Raw genomic sequence first — 17,904 nt, forward strand, 5'->3', positions numbered from 1 at the left:
ACGCTCTTGAGCGCAGGCGAGGCGCTGCTGCGCCTCGAGGGAACGAGATTACTTGAGGGTAACCGTCGCGCCAGCCTCCTCCAGGGAAGCCTTGGCCTTCTCGGCGGCCTCCTTGTTGGCGCCCTCCAGGACGGCCTTGGGGGCACCGTCGACGACGGCCTTGGCCTCGCCGAGGCCGAGCGAGGTGAGCTCGCGGACGACCTTGATGACCTGGATCTTCTTGTCGCCGGCGGCCTCGAGGATGACGTCGAACGAGTCCTTCTCCTCCTCGGCCTCAGCGCCACCCGCGCCACCCGCGGCGCCGGCGACGGCGACGGGAGCAGCAGCGGTGACGTCGAACTTCTCCTCGAACGCCTTCACGAACTCGCTGAGCTCGACAAGGGTCAGACCAGCGAACTGGTCGAGCAGCTCCTCGGTGGTGAGCTTCGCCATGATGTATCTCCTAGATAGATGGGGTTTGTGGGGTGAAGACCTTGGAGGCTCAGGCGGCCTCGGCGGTCTCCAGCTTCTCGCGAAGAGCGTCGATGGTGGCCGCAGCCTTGCCCATCGTCGCCTTCATCATGCCCGCAGCCTTCGCCAGCAGAACCTCACGGCTCTCCAGGGAGGCGTACTTGTTGACCTCGTCGGCACTCAGGGCGTTGCCCTCGAAGATGCCGCCCTTGATCACGAGAAGCGGGTTGGCCTTGGCGAAGTCACGCAGAGCCTTGGCGGTGGCGACGAAGTCACCGTGCACGAACGCAACGGCCGACGGACCCTTGAGGTCGTCGTCCAGCGCCGTGATCCCCGCGTTGTTCGCGGCGATCTTGGTCAGCGTGTTCTTCACCACGGCGTAGTTCGCGTCCTGACGGATGCTGTTGCGCAGCTGCTTGAGCTGGGCAACCGTCAGACCGCGGTACTCGGTCAGCAGAACGGCGTTCGAGTCCTCGAAATTCTTCGTGAGCTCGGCGACCGATGCATCCTTCTGCGCCATGGTCACTCCTTGATGAGTACGGGATGCTCCACGGCGGTGGAGCACCGGCCTCGACCGCTGCGCTCTGCAGGCAAACAAAAACGCTCCGGCGCAAGCGCACGGAGCGGGATCCAGGATCTGGAGGACGTTCGTGTCACCTGCGCGGGCCTCTGCTGAGTGGATCCGGGGATCCGGCAGTGCTTCGATCGTCTCGCACTCGCGTGCACGACGATGACCAGCGGTCTTCGGTTGATCCAAGACTACGGCATCCTCCGCGCTCCCCCAAATCGGGGCGGCCGCGGCGGACGGCGACCGCGGTGCATCGGCGTGCCCGGCGCGGAGGCGTCGGCGGGCGGAGGTAGCCTCGATGGGTGACCCCGGAACTCGAAGCGCGCATCGTGGCCGACTCGCGCGACCGGGTCGCCTGGCTGCGCGCGCGAGCCCGAGGCATCACCGCGACCGACGTCGCCGGGCTCACCAGCGAGGTCTCCATCGCCCGCGCCGCCGACGCCAAGCTCGGCGCAGGCCCGCGGTTCGCCGGCAACGCCTACACCGACCACGGCCGCCGGCGCGAGCCCGAGATCGCGGCCTGGGTCGCCGCGACGCACGGCATCATGCCGTCCTCCGCGCTGTTCCGCGCCGAGGTGGAGGCGCGGCACCTGGCCACGCCCGACGGCATCCTGCAGGATCCGGGCGGACGCATCCTGCTGGCCGAGATCAAGACGACCAACAAGTCGTGGCGGCAGATCCCCCGCACCTACCTGCGCCAGGTGTGGTGGCAGCAGCATGTGCTCGGCGCGGAGCGCACGCTCTTCGTCTGGGAGGAGCACGACGACTTCCGTCCCGTGCACGACGAGCCGCACTGCGTCTGGATCGACCGCGACGAGCGCGAGATCGAGACCCTGGTCGGGCTCGCGACGCGACTGATCGACGAGCTCTACCACCGCACGACGGGTCGCACTCCCCCGTCGCGCACGCCGTCGGCGCCCGAGAGCCGGCGCGACGCGCTGCGCGAGCGGGACATGTTCCGGGCCCTCGCGCTCGCGGAGTAGCAGCTCACACGCACGTCGCGTTGAGGCCTGCCAGAGACATCGTGAGCGTCTTCGTCAGGCTCGTCGACGTCCAGTTCGTGCCCGCGGCGTTCTTGACCGTGAAGGTCGTGGTGCTCCCGAGCAGGTTGGTGACGAGGCTCAGCAGCAGGTTCTGATCGAGGGTCACCGTGTAGGTGTAGGGGCCCGTCCCGGAGGAGCTGATCCCCGTGACCGTGCTCGTCTTGACCGACGAGCTCGCCGTGAGCACGGTGATCCCGCCGACCGTCGTCGTGAGCGGGTAGGCGGAGTGCCATCCGATCGTCACGCTCGTGAAGACACCGAGTGACTTCTGCACGGTGCACGTCATGTTCGACGGGTTCGACAGGGTCGCCGCGGTCACGGTCCCGCTCGCGGCGTACTCGCCGTCCGTGTAGGAGGCGTCGGTCATCGCCGGACGGGGCCAGAGCAGCGCCGCCGCGCATCCCGCGACGACGAGCATGGCGAGCACGGCACGGCGCAGGCGCGAGCGCTTCGCGGCGATCATGAGTCCCCTCCTCTGCGGCGACGCGCGAACACCAGCAGCAGCGCCGCGGCGACGAGCAGGGCGCTGCCGGCGACGATGGCCGGCAGCGGGAGGGATCCCCCTGTCGCGGGAAGCTGCCCCCCGGGCCCCGTCTGGATCCGGTCGCCGAGCCCGTCCGCGTGGACGCGGATCTGCGTGGCTCCCGCCTCGCGGCCACCGGCGAGCCGCACGTCCAGGCGGACGTGGGCGACGTCGTCGGAGGAGATCGCGTCGAGCTCGACCGTCCGGCCGTTCCGCGGCACACCCCAGGCGCGGCGCAGCAGCTGAGCTCCGCCGACGCAGTCCTCGCCCTGCCACGCCACGGGGCAGAGCCGCACGTCGACGGCGACCGGCGCGTCCCCGAGTGCGCTGACGCCGACGCGGACGGTGCCGGGGCTCGGCGCGGCGGCGCTGATCTCCAGATCCCAGCGCACACTGGCCTCCGGGCCCATCGCCGCGGCGGCGGCCCAGTCGGCACGGGACACGATGCGCACGTAGCGCCCCTGCACGATCTCCGTCGCCGGAGCCGCGGCGGCCGCAGGCGCCGACGCGATCACGAGCAGTGCCCCCGCCAGCGCGGCGAGGGCCGCCCGGGCGCGACGGTCACGGCGACTCATGGCTCGCCCGCCGAGGCCCCGGGGCCTCCGCCTCTTCTTCCGTCGCAGCGCGACGACGCGGCCAGAACGCCCAGATCACGAGGACCGCGACGCCGATCGTGATGCCGCCGAGCACGAACGGGTTGCCGAACGCGACGATGACCGGAGCGAGTCCCGGGATCGCGAAGCGCACGATCCGCACGGTCGAGACCGGATAGGGCGCCACATCGTCCTGCGCGTTCGCGTCACCCCGGAGGGTGAGGAGCCGCTCGCCGGAGGTCGAGCCGTCCGCGACGGCCCGCACGCGGTGCGTCACGGGAAGCTCCCCCGGCCGGTCCACGGTCACCACGTCGCCGACGTGCACCTGCGACGCGGGGATCTGCTGGACGATCGCGACGGACCCGGTCGGGATGGTCGGTGCCATGGATCCGGTGCGGAACATGATGAGCGTGATGTGGGCGACGAACGCCAGGATCACCAGCACGATGCAGACGAGGCCCGCCAGCGCCGCGACCCAGAGCAGGATCTCACTGAGCACTCCGCGGACGGAGCCCCGGCGCCGACGGCCGCCGCCCGGCCGCGGACCGGCGTCGGCGCTCTCCTCGGGTGCCTCGTCGCGCGTTCCGGGTCGCACGCCGTGGTGCAGTTCTGCCGCCGCGCTCTCGCGCGCGGCGCGACGCGTGGTCGGCTGCGTCGTCTCGGTCATGCTGTCCTTCTCTCTCTGTGACGTGCTCACTCCGGACCTCATCCCGAGGTCGCGACGAGCTGCCAGGTCTGCGCGATCGCCAGCCCCTGCATCCCGTTGGACGCTCCCACCGGCAGCGAGAGCGCGAAGCAGTAGTAGACCGGCGTGCGGTCGGCCGCGAGCGTCTGCGAGCCGGCGGCCGAGGTCCCGAGGGTCGAGCCGTCCGGGATCACCGCCCCGCCGCCCGCGTACCCGGCTGCGGAGCACTGGCCCATGCTGCTCACGGTCCGGACGCCGTACCGGAGATCGGAAAGTCCCCCGCTCGCCGTTCCGGCCGAGACCTGCACATGGCCGGCGACCGAGCCCGTCGTCGCGCGGACGGCGAAGGCGGCGTACGACGTGCCTCCGGGGAACAGTCCGGTCACCGCGGGGCTGAAGCTGAGTGCTGCGGCACCCGTGCTGGCGTGCTTGGAGTAGTTCGTGCCGTCGAGCGAGCCCTCGATGCCGAACCTCGCCGCCGTGAACGTGCCGTTCGCGTACTCCGCGTCGTTCCAGCTCGCCAGCGTCGAGGTCGCCCCCGTGCCGAGCACGAGCCCGCCGGCGAGCAGAGCACGGATCCGCAGCAGTCGGATCCTCCGCTCGCCGGCGCGCGTCGCCGCTCGCCTCTTCTGGTGAGCCCGCATCGCGGGGTCCTCAGTTCGAGGTCGCGGTGAACTTCCAGACGGCCGTCCCGGCGCCGCCCTGCTGCAGCACCGCCTGGGTTCCGGCGGTCGCGACGAAGCAGAGCTTCTGCGCGGCACCGGCCGTGGTCGGCGGCGTGCCCTTGGCGAGCGGGAACGTGGTCGCACCGGTGGCGGTGCTGAGGTTCGCTCCGGAGAGGATGAGCGTGCCCGTGGTGGCCACGTTCACGTCACAGGCGGTCGCGCTGGGCACCGTGTACACCTTGTACGAGATGGCCGCCGCGTTGACGCCCGTGCCGGAGGTCGCGTCGAGGGCCGGCGTCACCGTCGCCGGGCTGGTCGTGTTCTTGTCGAGCTGGACCCAGTACGACGCGTACACGCTGTCGCCGGGCGTGAGGTTCCCGACGTTCGCGCTGAACGTCAGTCCGGCGCCGGGCGCGGCGCTGTGGTCCGCGAAGGTGGTGCCGTCGGTGGAGCCCTGGAGGTTGAACGAGCCGGCGGTGAAGGTGCCGGTCGCGAACTCGGAGTCGTTCCAGGCGGCGAGGGTGATCGCCGCGCCGACGCCGAGCACGAGGCCACCGGCGAGCACGGCGAGGACCTTACGGCGGTTGCGAGTGGTGGGTGTCACGGTGTCCATGAGAATCCTTTGCGTCGTCTGGACCTGATACGCCCATACTGGATTCCGAGATACCGGTTGACAAGACCACTGAACAGGTCTTCAGGCTTCCTTCACACAACCTTGAGGAGCGCTCGCGGAACGGTCGCGCACCGCGAAGAAAAGGTCCGGACGACTGCGCCCTACTCCGCCGGGGCGAGGGCGATCACGGGCGCCAGGGCGTCCCGGCCGACCGTGATCGCGGGGCCCGCGGCGTCGATGAGCACACCGCTCAGGCCGGGCTGCTGAACCATCACGGTGCCGATCTGCTCCGCCGAGAACGGCATGGGCTGGTCGCCGCGACCGAGCGCGATGACCTCGAGCGGGTGGCTGAACAGCTGGAGGTAGCGCTGGCCGTCGGGCGTGTGCGCCTCGGCCACGCCGTACTGGCCGTCGCCGTCGACATCGCTCACGGCGACCCACAGCCGCGCCGTGGTGAGGGCCTCCGCCACGCGCGCCTCGGAGTCCGCTGCGCGCGGTGTCGCGAGCAGCGCCTTCACGGCGAACGTCGGGTCAGCCTCCTCGAGGGCCTTCTGCAGGATCTCGGAGGGGAAAACGACGCGGTGCGGCTCCGAGGCGTTGTCGATGATGAGCCCGGCGAAGGGTCCCTCGATGACGTTCTGGTAGACCGCCTGCACGGGCTGCACGACCGCGGACGTCTCGGACGGATCCTCGTCGCCCTGCTGCACGGAGTCGCGCACCGCGGCCGCGGAGCTGAAGGCGAGCATGAACGAGTTCTCCCCGTCGTTCACGACCGCGACGGCCAGCGGCTTGCCCTCCCGGATCTGCTCGCCGGCGTCGCCGCTGACCCGGAGGAACAGGTTGCCCTGCAGCGACTGGCGCAGCACGCCGAGCAGCTCGGCCTGGCTCGCGTCCGTCCCGAGCATCGACAGAGCCTCGCGCAGCAGCACGTTGTCCGGCATGCCCGGGATCGACTCGGTCTGCTCCGGCGGGTCGGCCGGCGCCAGCGGAAGGGGCGGCCGGCTCGACGGCGCGGGCGCCGGCGGAACGGGCGCCTCGTCGACGACCGGGTCGATGAGGTCGTGGCCGGCATCGGGGGCGTCGGCGGGCGCGGCGACCTCGGGGCCCGCGGGCGCTCCGAGACCGCGGAAGGCCTGCACCGAGACGTTCACCACCGGTGCGGCCTCGGCGGCCGTCTCCTCAGCGCCCGTCTCCCCTGCGCCCTCGGCGACGGCGTCCGGCACCGCCCCCTCGGCGGCGGAGGCGGACTCCAGCGAGACGACGTCGTCCTGCTTGCTACGGCGCGAGAAAAGGCCCATTGCCCCAGCCTAACCGCGCGGGCGCTCCGGATACGCCTCGGGTCAGAGCTTCTGGATGGGCGCGATCTTGATCAGCAGCTTCTTCTGCCCCGCGGCGTCGAAGCGCACGTGTGCGATGCGCTTGGCGCCCTCGCCCGTGATCGCCTCGACCTTGCCCTCGCCGAAGTCGTCGTGACGGATCCGGTCTCCGGCGTTCAGCTCGAGGTCGCCGTTATCGCGCACCTTCGCCGTCACCCGGTTCGGGAACTTGTCCATCGCCGTGGACAGCGGCGTGAGCCCCTCGCGCTTCGGGAGCGCGCGGGCGGCGAAGCGGTCGCCCGATCCCCCCGACCCGCCGAACCCGCCCGGACGACGGGCGTTCAGGGCGCGCGACTGCGTGCCGCCGCGGGAGTTCACATCTCCCGGGGACTGCCTCCAGTCGATGAGCTCTGAGGGGATCTCCTGCAGGAAGCGGCTCGGCATGGCCACCGACACCTCGCCGAACTGCGCGCGCGTCATCGCCAGGGACAGATGCAGGCGCTTGCGGGCCCGCGTGATGCCCACGTAGAACAGCCGGCGCTCCTCCTGCGGACCGCCGGGCTCGTTCGCGGAGATGCGATGCGGGATGAGGTCCTCCTCGACGCCGGTCACGAAGACCGCGTCGAACTCGAGTCCCTTGGCGGTGTGCATCGTCATGAGCGACACCACCCCGGACTCGTCGTCCAGGTCGTCGGCGTCGGAGACGAGCGCGACCTCGGCGAGGAAGTCGGACACCGAGCCCTCGGGGTTGTTGCGCGCGAAGTCGCGGGTGACGGCGATGAGCTCGTCGAGGTTCTCCAGCCGCGCCTCGTCCTGCGGGTCGCGGCTGGCACGCAGCGCGTCCAGGTAGCCGCTCTTCTGCAGCAGGAGGGTGAGCCCCTCGGCGACGGCGGTGGGCGGCGCGACCTCGCCGCTCGCGGGCAGCATGATCTCCGTCGCCTCGCGCAGCACCGCGTCCAGCTGGGCGATCGCGCCCTGGATCTTCGGCCCTACGCCGAGCTGCGCCGGGTGCGCGAGCGCATCGCGGAAGCTCAGCGAGTGCTCCTCCGCGAAGCGCGCGATCGAGGTCTCGGTGACGTCGCCGATGCCGCGACGCGGCTTGTTCAGGATGCGCCGGACGGCCATCTCGTCGGCCGGGTTCGCCACGGCGACGAGGTAGGCGAGGGCGTCCTTGATCTCGGCGCGCTCGTAGAACTTTGTGCCGCCCATGATCTTGTACGGGACGGCGGAGCGGATGAAGATCTCCTCCAGCGCGCGGGACTGCGAGTTGGTGCGGTAGAACACCGCCATCTCCCCGTACGGCATGCCGGCCCGGCGCAGCGCCTCGACCTCGTCCGCCACGAACTGGGCCTCGTCGTGCTGCGAGTAGCCGGTGAACCCGACGATCGCGTCACCGGATCCCTTGTCGCTCCACAGCTTCTTCTCCTTGCGGTCGAAGTTGTTGCTGATCACGGCGTTGGCGGCCGACAGGATGTTCTGCGTCGAGCGGTAGTTCTGCTCGAGCAGCACCACCTTGGCGCCGGGGAAGTCGCGCTCGAACTCGCTGATGTTGCGGATGTCGGCGCCGCGGAAGGCGTAGATCGACTGGTCCGAGTCGCCGACGACGGTGAGCGCGGCGCCCGGCTCCGCTCCGGCGGCGTCCTGCGGGTCGGGTTCGAAGATCATCATGCCGTTCGAGGCAAACGGCTCCCTCCCGGTCCCCGAGCCTGTCGAAGGGCCCTGCACCGGACGCGTGAGCTCGTGGATGAGCGCGTACTGCGCCGCGTTGGTGTCCTGGTACTCGTCGACGAGGATGTGCCGGAACCGGCGGCGGTAGGTGTCGGCCACCTGCGGGAACGCGCGGAAGAGGTAGACCGTCTGCCCGATGAGGTCGTCGAAGTCGAAGGCGTTGGCCTTCTGCAGCTGGCGCTGATAGTCCGCGAACACCTCCGCGAACACGCGCTCGGCCGGATCCGACATGTTCGCCTGGCGGGCGAAGGACTCCGCATCCTGCAGCTCGTTCTTGAGCTTGGAGATGCGCGACTGCACCGCTGCGGGCGTGTACCCGAAGGCGTCGGCCTCGTGCTCCTTGACGAGCCTCTTGATGAGCGCGCGCGAATCGCCGGAGTCGTAGATCGTGAACGACTTCGTGAAGCCGAACTGCTCGGCCTCGCGGCGCAGGATCCGCACGCACGCGGAGTGGAACGTCGAGATCCACATGCCCCGGGCGGTGTCGCCCACCAGCTGCGCGACGCGCTCGCGCATCTCGCCCGCGGCCTTGTTCGTGAACGTGATGGCGAGGATCTGGCTGGGCCACGCCTCGCGCTGGCGCAGGAGCAGCGCGATGCGTCGGGTGAGCACGCTGGTCTTCCCCGACCCCGCGCCGGCCACGATGAGCAGCGCCTGGCCCCGGTAGGTGACCGCGTCGAGCTGCTGCGGATTGAGCCCCGCGAGCAGATCGTCGGCCGAGGGCGCGGACGCGCTCGCGCGCGGCGCTCCGACGGCGGACCCGGGCGGCAGGATGACGGGGGAAGGTGCTTCGCTCATGACCTCACAAGTCTAGGTCTGGCCGCGGACATCGATCCCGGTCGGGCGCGCGCCCGGCCCGCGGGGCGGCGGCTCCGCTCCGCAGGGACGGCCCGCGCGCCGGTGTCAGGCGATCCGGGTGCCCGGGGGCAGCCGACGCGCCGGGGTGCGGGTGCGCGCCCAGGCGCCGGCGAACAGGCCCGCCGCGATCACTGTCTGGATCCCGAGCCCGACGAACCAGCTCGGGGTCGTCGACTCGATGATCTCCTTGGGCGTCGGACGGCCGTCATCGGGGCTCTGCAGACAGGGGTCGTAGACGTTCAGCGTCTGCGGCGGCAGCTGGGCGGAGCGCACGGAGAGCTTGATCCCGCCGAACATGTCGGCCGGCGAGCCGTACGGCGTGTACGTCGTCGGAGTCGCATCGGCGAGCACGACGAACGGGTTCGCAGCGAGGAAGCCCCACACGTAGTCGAAGCGCGGCTGGAGCACGGTCCGCGTCTCCCAGCGGTCGCAGATCGGCTGGCCCTGTGCATCCCAGGCGCGGTCGCGCAACTCCACGTCGGTGCGGATGACGGACCCGGCCAGCCCGAAGAACAGAAGCGTTCCGAGACACAGCGCCGCCACCACGAGGTACGTGTTCGCGACCGAGAACAGGGGCCGTGCGACGAGCCCGCTCCAGCCGACGCCGATCGCGGCGACGATCACGATCTCCGCCGCGAGGATGAGCAGCGAGACCAGCAGGACGTCGACGCGCACCACGCCCGCCAGCATCGACACCACGAGGAACGGGACCGCGACGAGGAGGAACGCCGCGCCGGTGATGATCGCGGCCAGGAGCTTGCCCACCATGATGTCGCCCGTGCTCGCGAGGGTGGTCTGGAGGCTGGCGAGCGTGGCCGCCTCGCGGTCGCCGTTGATCGAGGATCCGCTGAGCGTGGGCGAGATCAGCACGACGAGGAGCAGCACGAGCATCACGATCGCCGAGTAGGCGCCGGATCCCGCGGCCGGCGTGAACGAGAACGCCATCAGGGCGAGCACGGTGACGATGAGCAGCACGAGCGCGAACACGCCGAGCAGGATGTACCAGCCGGCGCTGCGCAGGCGCTGCGTGAGCTCGAGACGCGCGATGGTCCAGATCCGGGTGAGGCTCATCGCGCACTCGCCAAGGTGAGGAACGCCTGTTCCAGCCCGCTCTGCGCGGGCGCGAACGAGGTGACCGGCAGGCCCGCGCCGACGAGGCGCGAGAGGGCGGCGGCGGCCCCGGCCTCGTCGGGGAAGACCGCGAGCACGTCGCCGCGGTCCGTTCCCAGCGTGTGCGGGTCCACGCCGAGCGCAGCGGCGACCCGCAGCGGCGCCGAGCCCGTCTCCGGCACGAACCCGCCATCCGGGACGCTCTGTGCCGCCGCCTCGGGCGGCGCGGTGTCCGGCAGGAGCCGGATCCGCCAGGCGCGCGCCACCGGTTCCGGAGCGGTGACCACCTCGCCCTGCACGAGGAACACGGCGTCGTCGATCACCTCCTCGAGCTCGCCCAGCACATGGCTGGAGATGAGGATCGTCAGCCCTTCCGCGGCGAGGTCGCGCAGCAGCACGCGCAGCTGCACGCGCGCCTCGGGGTCGAGCCCGGACGCCGGCTCGTCCAGCAGCAGCACCCGCGGCCGGTGCACGAGGGCCCTGGCGAGGCCGAGCTTCTGCTTCTGGCCGCGGGAGAGCACCCTGGCCGGCGTCGCCGCGAGGTCTCGCAGGTCGACGAGCTCGAGCAGCTCCTCCGTGCGCGCCGCCGCCTCGTCGCGATCGAAGTCGTGCAGCCGCGCGGTCGTGACGATGGTCTCGCGCACCGTGAGGGCCGGCCACGCGCCGAGCGCATCGGGCATCCAGCCGAGCACGCCACGGGCGGCCGAGGGGTCGGCCACCGGATCGATCCCGTCGATGCGGATGCGGCCGCGGTCGGGGGCGAGCAGGGACGCGAGCATCAGCAGCAGCGTCGTCTTGCCTGCACCGTTCGGGCCGACCAGTCCCGTCACCCGCCCGGGCGCCGCGGCGAAGCTCGCCCCGCGCACGGCGTGCACCGATCCGAACGACCGCGCAAGATCTGCGACCTGGATCCCACCCTCCGAAAGCTCATCCATGAGGTCAGCATGCCAGACGCCCCGACGGCCGCCGGGTGGCCGCGCTCAGCTCCGGAACGCCTCCGCACCGAGGTCCGGGTGGTCGACGAAGACGCCGTCGAGGCCGGTCTCGGCGATCCTCGCCCATTCCGCGCGGTAGTCGCCGAACGCGGCGGCCCCGCCGCTGCGGCGGAAACGCCGGTCGAGGAATGCGTTCTCCGGACGGCACGTCCAGGTGAAGACGCGCAGCCCGCGCCGGTGCGCCTCGTCGATGAGGTGCGGCCCGGCGTCCTGCAGCAGCAGCTGCTTGTCGACGCTGATTCCGTCCACGTCGCGGGCGAGCACGTCGAGGCCTGCCGGCGTGAGCGCGTCCGCGTAGGTCTGCGCGAGGCGCCCGTCCCGTGCGACGAGATCCGCCGGCGAGCCCGCCGCCTCCAGGAGGTAGACGAAGACGGCCCGCACGCCGCGCCCACGCAGCTCCGCCAGGACCGTCTGCTCGAACGACTCGATCCAGAGCGGGTGCTCCCCCGAGGCCCACCCGGCCTCGCGCAGGTCGCGCTCGACCAGCGGGGCCGGATCCCGTCCGATCCCGGCGAAGTAGGTGGCGTGCTTCACCTCGAGCACGACCCCGATCGCCCGGCCCTGTTCGGCCGAGGCCTCGCCGACGAGCTCCAGGAGGTCGGTCAGGCGCAGGATCGGCTCGGTGTCGTCGTGCTCGGCGGATCCGGGACGCAGGGCGGGGATCCTCTCCCGGCAGCGCAGGGTGGCGAGCTCGGCCCAGGTGAAGTCCTCGGTGAACCACCCGGTGAGACGCTCCCCGTCGACGCGCTTCGTGGTGCGCCGATCCGCGAACTCGGGATGGTCGGCGACATCGGTGGTGCCCGAGATCTCGTTCTCGTGACGGATCACGAGCACTCCGTCCGCGGTGACGACGACGTCGGGCTCGACGGCGTCGGCGCCCATCGCGAAGGCGAGGCGGTAGGACGAGGCGGTGTGCTCGGGACGATAGCCGGGAGCGCCGCGGTGGCCGATCAGGAGCGGACGGACGGACGGATCCGTCGGCGAGACGTCGGGCGGGATCCGTCGGGTCACGCTCTCAGCGTACGGCAGTGCCCCTCACGGGTTCCGCCGGTACTGTAGAAGGAAGATGACCACCACTTCTGAGGAGTGAGGCCGACCATGAGCAACTTCGCGTTCAACAACCCGGCGTTCAAGGAGCGGGATCCGCGCGCCGTCGCGACCTATCCCGGAGGCGCCCAGGCGGGCCAGAACGGTCAGTACGCGCCGCCCCCGCCGACCGGCCAGTTCGCCGCGGCCCAGCAGGCGGCCGTCAACGCGAACCTCGAGGGCATGTACGCCGCACCGTCGGCCGGCGCCATCGAGACCGACCGGATGACGGTCGAGGACACGGTCTGGAAGACCGCGGGCCTGTTCGGCATCCTGCTCGTCTTCGCGGCGATCGGCTGGTTCTTCACGCTCGGCGGCGTCGCCGTGCCGCGCACGCCGACCGCCGTCGCGATCTGGCCGTGGGCCGTGGGCGCGCTCGGCGGCTTCGTGCTCGCGATGATCGTGAGCTTCACCTCGCGCAAGAAGGTGCGTCCGGCGCTGATCTTCGCCTACGCGGCGTTCGAGGGCCTCTTCATCGGAGGCATCTCGGCCTTCTTCGAGGTGCTCTGGCCCGGCATCGTGCTGCAGGCGACGCTCGCCACCGCGGCCGTGGTCGCCGTCACCCTCGCCCTGTTCGCGAGCGGCAAGGTCCGCGCGTCCGCGAAGATGACGAAGATCGTGATGATCGCGATGCTCGGCTACCTGCTGTTCTCGCTGCTCAACGTCGTGCTGATGGTGTTCAACGTGCTGCCCGCCAACCAGATGTTCGGCCTCTACAGCGCGAAGGTCGCCGGCATCCCGCTCGGCCTGATCATCGGTGTGCTCGTCGTCTTCCTCGCCGCGTACTCGCTGGTCATGGACTTCGACCAGATCCAGCAGGGCGTGCGCAACGGCGCCCCGCGCCAGTACGGCTGGCTCGGCGGCTTCGGCATCATGGTCACCGTCGTGTGGCTGTACGTCGAGATCCTGCGCATGATCGCGATCGCCCGCGGCAACAACTAGCCGCCACCGCGCTTCACGATGAAGGCCGCTCTCCTCGGGAGGGCGGCCTTCGTCGTTCCCGCGCAGCCCGGCGGCGCACGACGGCGGCTCGCTCAGCCGCGGGCCTTCTGCTCGAGGAGCGCACGCTCGCGGTCGTTGCCGGCCAGCGCGGCCGCGACCGCGAACTCGGAGCGCGCCTCCTCCGCGCGCCCGAGACGCAGCAGCAGCTCGGCGCGCGTGGCGGGCAGCAGGTGATAGCCGCGCAACGCGCCGTCGGCGATGAGCCCGTCGACGATGCGCAGCGCGGACGCCGGGCCCGTCGCCATCGCGACCGCCGCGGCGCGATTGAGCTCCACGACCGGCGAGGGGGCGATGCGCCCGAGCGCCTCATAGATCAGCACGATGCGCTCCCAATCGGTCTCCTCGACCGATGGTGCGACCGCATGGCACTCGGCGATCGCCGCCTGCAGCGCGTAGGCCCCGCGGCCGCGGCCGAAGGCGTCCGCCTGAGCCAGGGCGGCGCGGCCACGGGCGATGCGACCGCGGTCCCACAGACGACGGTCCTGGTCGGCGAGCAGCACCGGGTCGCCGTGCGCGTCGACGCGCGCCGGAAAGCGCGCGGCCGTGAGCTCCATGAGCGCGAGCAGCGCGTGCACATCCGGCTCCGTCGGCATGAGCGCGGCCAGCACGCGGGTGAGCCGGATCGCCTCGCGTCCCAGATCCGGGCGGAGCAGATCCTCTCCCGCCGTCGCCGCATGCGCCTCGTTGAACACCAGGTAGAGCACCCCGAGCACCGCACCGAGCCGCGCAGGGAACTCGTCGCGCCCCGGCACCTCGAACGGCGCCTTGGCCGCCGCGAGCGTCTTCTTCGCCCGCACGATGCGCTGCTGCACGGTGGCGGTCGGCACCAGGAACGCACGCGCGATCTGCTCCGTGCTCAGACCGCCCACCACACGCAGGGTGAGCGCCACGCGCGCCTCGCGCGAGAGCACGGGGTGACAGGCGATGAAGACGAGCCGCAGCACGTCGTCGTCGATCGCGTCAGGATCCCAGGGCGGGGCGTCCAGGGCGGCGTCCTGCTCCCGCTCGAGATCGTGCGCGATCACCGCGAGTCGATCGTCGTAGCGCTCCCTGCGCCGCCATCCGTCGATCGCACGGCGCTTGGCGACAGCCGTCAGCCAGGCCGCGGGGTTCGCGGGCACGCCGTCGCGCGGCCATTGTGCGAGCGCCTCCAGCAGCGCGTCCTGCGCGAGATCCTCGGCGAGGCCGAAATCGCCGGTGAAGCGCGTCAGGGTGGCGACGATCCTCGCCGACTCGATACGCCACACCGCGGCGACGGCGCGCTCGGTCTGAGCGCCCGTCGCCGCGGAGTCGGATCCGGCCATCGCCGTCACTCGGCCGCGCGCGCGGCCGCCTCCTCGCGCCAGCCGGCCTCCTTCTGGATCCACTCGTTGTCGGCCGGGAAGTCCTCGAGCTCGGTGACGCGGCGCACCTCGAGGTACGCGCCCGGCGTGAGCGGCGCGCGCTTGGCCCACTCCGCGGCCTCCTCACGCGTGGACACCTCGATGATCCAGAAGCCGTTGAACAGCTCCTTCGTCTCGCCGTAGGGGCCGTCGGTGACCAGCGGCGTCTCGGCCGAGAAGTCGACGACGAAGCCCTCCGCGGCGTCCGTGAGCCCTTCGCCGGCGATCAGCACCCCCGCCTTGATCATCGACTCGTTGTACCGGCCCATCGCCTCGATGACCTGCTCGAACGGCATGTCCTCGTACGCCCGCACACCCTGGTCGTCCGCGCGCATGATCAGCATGAACTTCATGATCTCTGTCTCCTCATCGGGGGTCGTCCTTCGACCCTCTCACTCAAGACGTCGAACGAGAAGACGCCGGATCGACAGCGCGTCGAAGATTCTTCGAAGATTTTCTAGACTCCGGATGTGACGTCCTCCTCTGCGCTCGCGAACGTGATCCGCGAGGCCCTGCGCGCGGCCGCGGATCCCGCCCTCGCACCCGGCCAGCAGGCCTACATGAAGTCGGCGATGCCGTTCCTCGGCGTGCGCGTGCCGGACGCTCGACGGCTCGCCACTCAGGCGGCGCGCGGGGTCGTCGACGTCGACGAGCTGCGCGACGCGGCGCTCGACCTGTGGCGTGCGGCCGGGTACCGCGAGGAGCGCTACGCGGCGCAGGCCCTGATGGCCCTGAAGCCGCTGCGCGGACGGCTGGATCTGCTCGACGTGCACGAGGAGATGATCCGCACCGGCGCCTGGTGGGACCACGTCGACGAAGTCGCGCACCGTCTCGCGGACCTCCTGGACTCCCACCCCGCCGAGCTGGCCGTGGAGCTGCGCGTGTGGGCCGACGACGAGGACCTCTGGATCCGGCGCGCGGCGATCATCGCCCAGCTGCAGCGCAGGGACCGCGTCGATCACGGCCTGCTCTCCGACGTGATCGAGGCGAACCTCGGCGACGAGGAGTTCTTCATCCGCAAGGCGATCGGGTGGGCGCTGCGCGATCACGCCAGGGCGGATCCGGACTGGGTGCGCGCGTTCGTCGACGCGCACCCGTCCCTCTCGCCGCTGAGCCGCCGCGAGGCGCTGAAGCACCTGGGCTGAGGCGGTTCCGCCGTCCTCGCTCAGCGGGCCCCGACCGGGGAGATCACTCCCACTCGATGGTTGCCGGCGGCTTCGAGGTGACGTCGAGCACGACGCGATTCACCTCGGAGACCTCGTTCGTGATGCGGTTGGAGATCTTCGCGAGCACGTCGTACGGCAGGCGGGTCCAGTCGGCGGTCATCGCATCCTCGGACGACACCGGACGCAGCACGACCGGGTGGCCGTAGGTGCGGCCGTCGCCCTGCACGCCCACGGAGCGGACGTCGGCGAGCAGCACCACCGGGCACTGCCAGATGGTCTGGTCGAGTCCGGCGAGAGTGAGCTCCTCCCGGGCGATCGCGTCGGCTTCGCGCAGGATGTCGAGACGCTCGCGGGTGACCTCGCCGATGATGCGGATGCCGAGGCCCGGCCCGGGGAACGGCTGGCGGCCGACGATCGCCTCGGGGATCCCGAGCTCGCGTCCGATGGCACGCACCTCGTCCTTGAACAGGGTGCGCAGCGGCTCGATCAGATCGAAGTCGAGGTCGTCGGGGAGGCCTCCGACGTTGTGGTGCGACTTGATGTTCGCGGTGCCCGCGCCGCCGCCGGACTCGACGACGTCCGGGTACAGGGTCCCCTGCACGAGGAACCTGACCTTCTCGCCGGAGGCCTTCGCCTCCTCGACCAGGTCGCGCTGCACCTGCTCGAACGCGCGGATGAACTCGCGGCCGATGATCTTGCGCTTGGTCTCGGGATCCGTCACGCCGGCCAGGTGGCCGAGGAACGTGTCGGCCGCGTCGACGGTGATCAGGCGTACGCCGGTCGCCGCGACGAAGTCGCGCTCGACCTGCTCGCGCTCGCCCTTGCGCAGCAGGCCGTGGTCGACGAAGACCGCGGTGAGCTGGTCGCCGATCGCCTTGTGCACGAGCGCGGTGGAGACGGCGGAGTCGACGCCGCCCGACATCGCGGAGATCACGCGGGCGTCGCCGACCTGGGCGCGGATGCGCTCGACCTGCTCGGCGATCACGTTGTCGCTGTTCCAGTCGGCGGGGAGGCCCGCGCCCTTGTGCAGGAAGTTCTCGATGATCTCCTGGCCGTGGTCGGAGTGCTTCACCTCGGGGTGCCACTGCACGCCGTAGAACCTGCGCTGCTCATCGGCGAACGCCGCGACCGGCGTGGCCGGGGTCGAGGCGAGCACCGCGAAGCCCTCGGGCGCCTTCGCGACCTGGTCGCCGTGGCTCATCCACACGTTCTGCTCGGCGGGCTGACCGCCCAGCAGCGTGGAGTCGTTGACCGGAATCATCGCGTCGGTCGCGCCGTACTCGCGCAGTCCGGTGTTGGCGACCTCGCCGCCGAGAGTGCGCGCCATGTACTGGAAGCCGTAGCAGATGCCGAGCGTCGGCACGCCCAGGTCGAACACGGCCGGGTCGAGCTGCGGGGCGCCCTCCTCGTACACCGACGACGGGCCGCCGGAGAGGATCAGCGCGACCGGGTTCTTGGCCGCGATCTCGGCCGCGGTCACCGTGTGCGGCACGATCTCGCTGTAGACGCCCGCCTCGCGGACGCGGCGGGCGATCAGCTGCGCGTACTGCGCACCGAAGTCGACGACGAGGGCGGGGCGCTGCTCGGTGTCGGGAGTGTTGTCGGTCAACGGGCACCTTCCGTGGCGGGAGTGGTCGAGGAGGTCTGGTCGGCGTCGGCCTCGCGCCGGAAGAGGTAGGCCTTCACCTCGCGGGCGACGCGGGTCTCCATGAAGAAGGAGAGGAACGGCACCACGCCGCCGAGGGCGAGCATGATGAAGCGCAGGAACGGCCAGCGCATCAGGCTCCACACGCGGAAGCAGGCGAACAGGTAGACGACGTAGAACCACCCGTGCGCGACGAGGATCCCCATCGAGAGGTTGAGGCCGTTGCCGGTGGACTCCAGGCCGCCGTGCACGCCCTCCACCACCGGTGCGAACCAGAGGAATCCGCCGGATCCCCCCGCGAAGAGCTCGAGGTGGATGGGGGTGTACTTGAGCACCATCTCGGTCACCAGCAGCAGGAGCATGACTCCGGTGATGATCGAGGCGATCTGGTAGAACTTCAGCGCGCCGCGGATGGCCTGGAAGCTCTCAGGCTTGGGTTCGGGCATGGATCCATCCTAGCCGCCGGATCCTGTGCG

General features: G+C 71.0%; 19 protein-coding genes. 3 read left to right on the forward strand and 16 right to left on the reverse strand.

Features of this window, described 5'->3' with window-relative positions; all coding sequences use genetic code 11:
• Positions 1 to 48 precede the first annotated feature (48 nt).
• Together rplL and rplJ are read right to left on the reverse strand one after the other, a co-directional pair.
• Positions 49 to 432 carry a 50S ribosomal protein L7/L12 gene (gene rplL, locus NFX31_RS13140; protein ID WP_091479430.1) on the reverse strand — a complete coding sequence of 128 codons (384 nt, stop codon included), beginning with the start codon at positions 430 to 432 and terminating at the stop codon, positions 49 to 51.
• 49 nt (positions 433 to 481) lie between these two features.
• Positions 482 to 970 (reverse strand): 50S ribosomal protein L10, encoded by a 489-nt coding sequence (rplJ, locus tag NFX31_RS13145; protein WP_045250550.1) that lies wholly within the window; start codon positions 968 to 970, stop codon positions 482 to 484.
• A gap of 350 nt (positions 971 to 1,320) precedes the next feature.
• Between rplJ and NFX31_RS13150 the strand changes: the two genes are divergently transcribed.
• Positions 1,321 to 2,001 carry a YqaJ viral recombinase family protein gene (locus NFX31_RS13150; protein ID WP_045250551.1) on the forward strand — a complete coding sequence of 227 codons (681 nt, stop codon included), beginning with the start codon at positions 1,321 to 1,323 and terminating at the stop codon, positions 1,999 to 2,001.
• A gap of 4 nt (positions 2,002 to 2,005) precedes the next feature.
• Here NFX31_RS13150 and NFX31_RS13155 read toward each other — a convergent pair whose 3' ends face one another.
• From NFX31_RS13155 to NFX31_RS13200, 10 genes are all read right to left on the reverse strand, one after another.
• Complete coding sequence (locus tag NFX31_RS13155) at positions 2,006 to 2,524, reverse strand: hypothetical protein (protein WP_262955932.1); 519 nt, start codon at positions 2,522 to 2,524, stop codon at positions 2,006 to 2,008.
• On the reverse strand, positions 2,521 to 3,159 hold the full coding sequence (locus tag NFX31_RS13160) for an LPXTG cell wall anchor domain-containing protein (RefSeq protein ID WP_262955933.1): 639 nt from the start codon (positions 3,157 to 3,159) through the stop codon (positions 2,521 to 2,523). The genes NFX31_RS13155 and NFX31_RS13160 overlap by 4 nt, the downstream gene beginning before the upstream one ends.
• Positions 3,146 to 3,844 (reverse strand): signal peptidase I, encoded by a 699-nt coding sequence (locus NFX31_RS13165; RefSeq protein ID WP_091479436.1) that lies wholly within the window; start codon positions 3,842 to 3,844, stop codon positions 3,146 to 3,148. The genes NFX31_RS13160 and NFX31_RS13165 overlap by 14 nt, the downstream gene beginning before the upstream one ends.
• A 38-nt stretch (positions 3,845 to 3,882) precedes the next feature.
• Positions 3,883 to 4,506: a SipW-dependent-type signal peptide-containing protein gene (locus tag NFX31_RS13170; RefSeq protein WP_045250554.1), complete on the reverse strand. Its 624-nt coding sequence runs from the start codon at positions 4,504 to 4,506 to the stop codon at positions 3,883 to 3,885.
• A gap of 10 nt (positions 4,507 to 4,516) precedes the next feature.
• Entirely contained in the window at positions 4,517 to 5,140 is a 624-nt protein-coding gene (locus tag NFX31_RS13175) for a SipW-dependent-type signal peptide-containing protein (RefSeq protein ID WP_045250555.1), read from the reverse strand.
• Positions 5,141 to 5,301: 161 nt separating this feature from the next.
• Positions 5,302 to 6,438: an SseB family protein gene (locus NFX31_RS13180; protein ID WP_262955934.1), complete on the reverse strand. Its 1,137-nt coding sequence runs from the start codon at positions 6,436 to 6,438 to the stop codon at positions 5,302 to 5,304.
• A gap of 42 nt (positions 6,439 to 6,480) precedes the next feature.
• Positions 6,481 to 8,982 carry an ATP-dependent helicase gene (locus NFX31_RS13185; protein WP_091479446.1) on the reverse strand — a complete coding sequence of 834 codons (2,502 nt, stop codon included), beginning with the start codon at positions 8,980 to 8,982 and terminating at the stop codon, positions 6,481 to 6,483.
• Positions 8,983 to 9,087: 105 nt separating this feature from the next.
• Positions 9,088 to 10,113: an ABC transporter permease gene (locus tag NFX31_RS13190; RefSeq protein ID WP_262955935.1), complete on the reverse strand. Its 1,026-nt coding sequence runs from the start codon at positions 10,111 to 10,113 to the stop codon at positions 9,088 to 9,090.
• Positions 10,110 to 11,087, reverse strand: coding sequence for an ABC transporter ATP-binding protein (locus NFX31_RS13195; protein WP_262955936.1), 978 nt, complete (start codon positions 11,085 to 11,087; stop codon positions 10,110 to 10,112). The genes NFX31_RS13190 and NFX31_RS13195 overlap by 4 nt, the downstream gene beginning before the upstream one ends.
• A 45-nt stretch (positions 11,088 to 11,132) precedes the next feature.
• The gene (locus NFX31_RS13200; protein ID WP_262955937.1) at positions 11,133 to 12,158 is read right to left on the reverse strand and encodes a glycerophosphodiester phosphodiesterase family protein; all 1,026 of its coding nucleotides are present in this window, start codon (positions 12,156 to 12,158) and stop codon (positions 11,133 to 11,135) included.
• A gap of 87 nt (positions 12,159 to 12,245) precedes the next feature.
• Between NFX31_RS13200 and NFX31_RS13205 the strand changes: the two genes are divergently transcribed.
• Positions 12,246 to 13,175, forward strand: coding sequence for a Bax inhibitor-1/YccA family protein (locus tag NFX31_RS13205; protein WP_091479461.1), 930 nt, complete (start codon positions 12,246 to 12,248; stop codon positions 13,173 to 13,175).
• A gap of 92 nt (positions 13,176 to 13,267) precedes the next feature.
• On the opposite strand, the gene NFX31_RS13210 is transcribed toward NFX31_RS13205, so the two are convergent.
• Positions 13,268 to 14,539, reverse strand: a complete 1,272-nt coding sequence (locus NFX31_RS13210; protein WP_262955938.1) for an RNA polymerase sigma factor — start codon at positions 14,537 to 14,539, stop codon at positions 13,268 to 13,270.
• Positions 14,540 to 14,544: 5 nt separating this feature from the next.
• Positions 14,545 to 14,970 (reverse strand): YciI family protein, encoded by a 426-nt coding sequence (locus NFX31_RS13215; RefSeq protein ID WP_045250562.1) that lies wholly within the window; start codon positions 14,968 to 14,970, stop codon positions 14,545 to 14,547.
• Positions 14,971 to 15,087: 117 nt separating this feature from the next.
• Here NFX31_RS13215 and NFX31_RS13220 point away from each other — a divergent pair, with 117 nt between their 5' ends.
• Entirely contained in the window at positions 15,088 to 15,762 is a 675-nt protein-coding gene (locus tag NFX31_RS13220) for a DNA alkylation repair protein (RefSeq protein WP_262955939.1), read from the forward strand.
• Between the two features lie 43 nt (positions 15,763 to 15,805).
• On the opposite strand, the gene guaA is transcribed toward NFX31_RS13220, so the two are convergent.
• Together guaA and NFX31_RS13230 are read right to left on the reverse strand one after the other, a co-directional pair.
• A complete protein-coding gene (guaA, locus tag NFX31_RS13225; protein ID WP_045250564.1) occupies positions 15,806 to 17,392 on the reverse strand; it encodes a glutamine-hydrolyzing GMP synthase in 1,587 nt (528 codons plus the stop codon).
• Positions 17,389 to 17,874, reverse strand: coding sequence for a DUF3817 domain-containing protein (locus NFX31_RS13230; protein WP_045250565.1), 486 nt, complete (start codon positions 17,872 to 17,874; stop codon positions 17,389 to 17,391). Before NFX31_RS13230 ends, guaA begins: the two co-directional genes overlap by 4 nt.
• Between the last annotated feature and the right edge of the window lie 30 nt (positions 17,875 to 17,904).

The organism is Microbacterium azadirachtae (genome assembly GCF_025583665.1).
In the GTDB taxonomy this organism is placed as follows: domain Bacteria; phylum Actinomycetota; class Actinomycetes; order Actinomycetales; family Microbacteriaceae; genus Microbacterium; species Microbacterium azadirachtae.

Coding starts and splice junctions, on each gene's coding strand:
- NFX31_RS13170 (WP_045250554.1), bottom strand. CDS start 4,506: ATGCGGGCTCACCAGAAGAGGCGAGCGGCGACGCGCGCCGGCGAGCGG.
- NFX31_RS13165 (WP_091479436.1), bottom strand. CDS start 3,844: ATGACCGAGACGACGCAGCCGACCACGCGTCGCGCCGCGCGCGAGAGC.
- NFX31_RS13175 (WP_045250555.1), bottom strand. CDS start 5,140: ATGGACACCGTGACACCCACCACTCGCAACCGCCGTAAGGTCCTCGCC.
- NFX31_RS13180 (WP_262955934.1), bottom strand. CDS start 6,438: ATGGGCCTTTTCTCGCGCCGTAGCAAGCAGGACGACGTCGTCTCGCTG.
- NFX31_RS13190 (WP_262955935.1), bottom strand. CDS start 10,113: ATGAGCCTCACCCGGATCTGGACCATCGCGCGTCTCGAGCTCACGCAG.
- NFX31_RS13185 (WP_091479446.1), bottom strand. CDS start 8,982: ATGAGCGAAGCACCTTCCCCCGTCATCCTGCCGCCCGGGTCCGCCGTC.
- rplL (WP_091479430.1), bottom strand. CDS start 432: ATGGCGAAGCTCACCACCGAGGAGCTGCTCGACCAGTTCGCTGGTCTG.
- NFX31_RS13160 (WP_262955933.1), bottom strand. CDS start 3,159: ATGAGTCGCCGTGACCGTCGCGCCCGGGCGGCCCTCGCCGCGCTGGCG.
- rplJ (WP_045250550.1), bottom strand. CDS start 970: ATGGCGCAGAAGGATGCATCGGTCGCCGAGCTCACGAAGAATTTCGAG.
- NFX31_RS13205 (WP_091479461.1), top strand. CDS start 12,246: ATGAGCAACTTCGCGTTCAACAACCCGGCGTTCAAGGAGCGGGATCCG.
- NFX31_RS13215 (WP_045250562.1), bottom strand. CDS start 14,970: ATGAAGTTCATGCTGATCATGCGCGCGGACGACCAGGGTGTGCGGGCG.
- NFX31_RS13210 (WP_262955938.1), bottom strand. CDS start 14,539: ATGGCCGGATCCGACTCCGCGGCGACGGGCGCTCAGACCGAGCGCGCC.
- NFX31_RS13155 (WP_262955932.1), bottom strand. CDS start 2,524: ATGATCGCCGCGAAGCGCTCGCGCCTGCGCCGTGCCGTGCTCGCCATG.
- NFX31_RS13195 (WP_262955936.1), bottom strand. CDS start 11,087: ATGGATGAGCTTTCGGAGGGTGGGATCCAGGTCGCAGATCTTGCGCGG.
- NFX31_RS13230 (WP_045250565.1), bottom strand. CDS start 17,874: ATGCCCGAACCCAAGCCTGAGAGCTTCCAGGCCATCCGCGGCGCGCTG.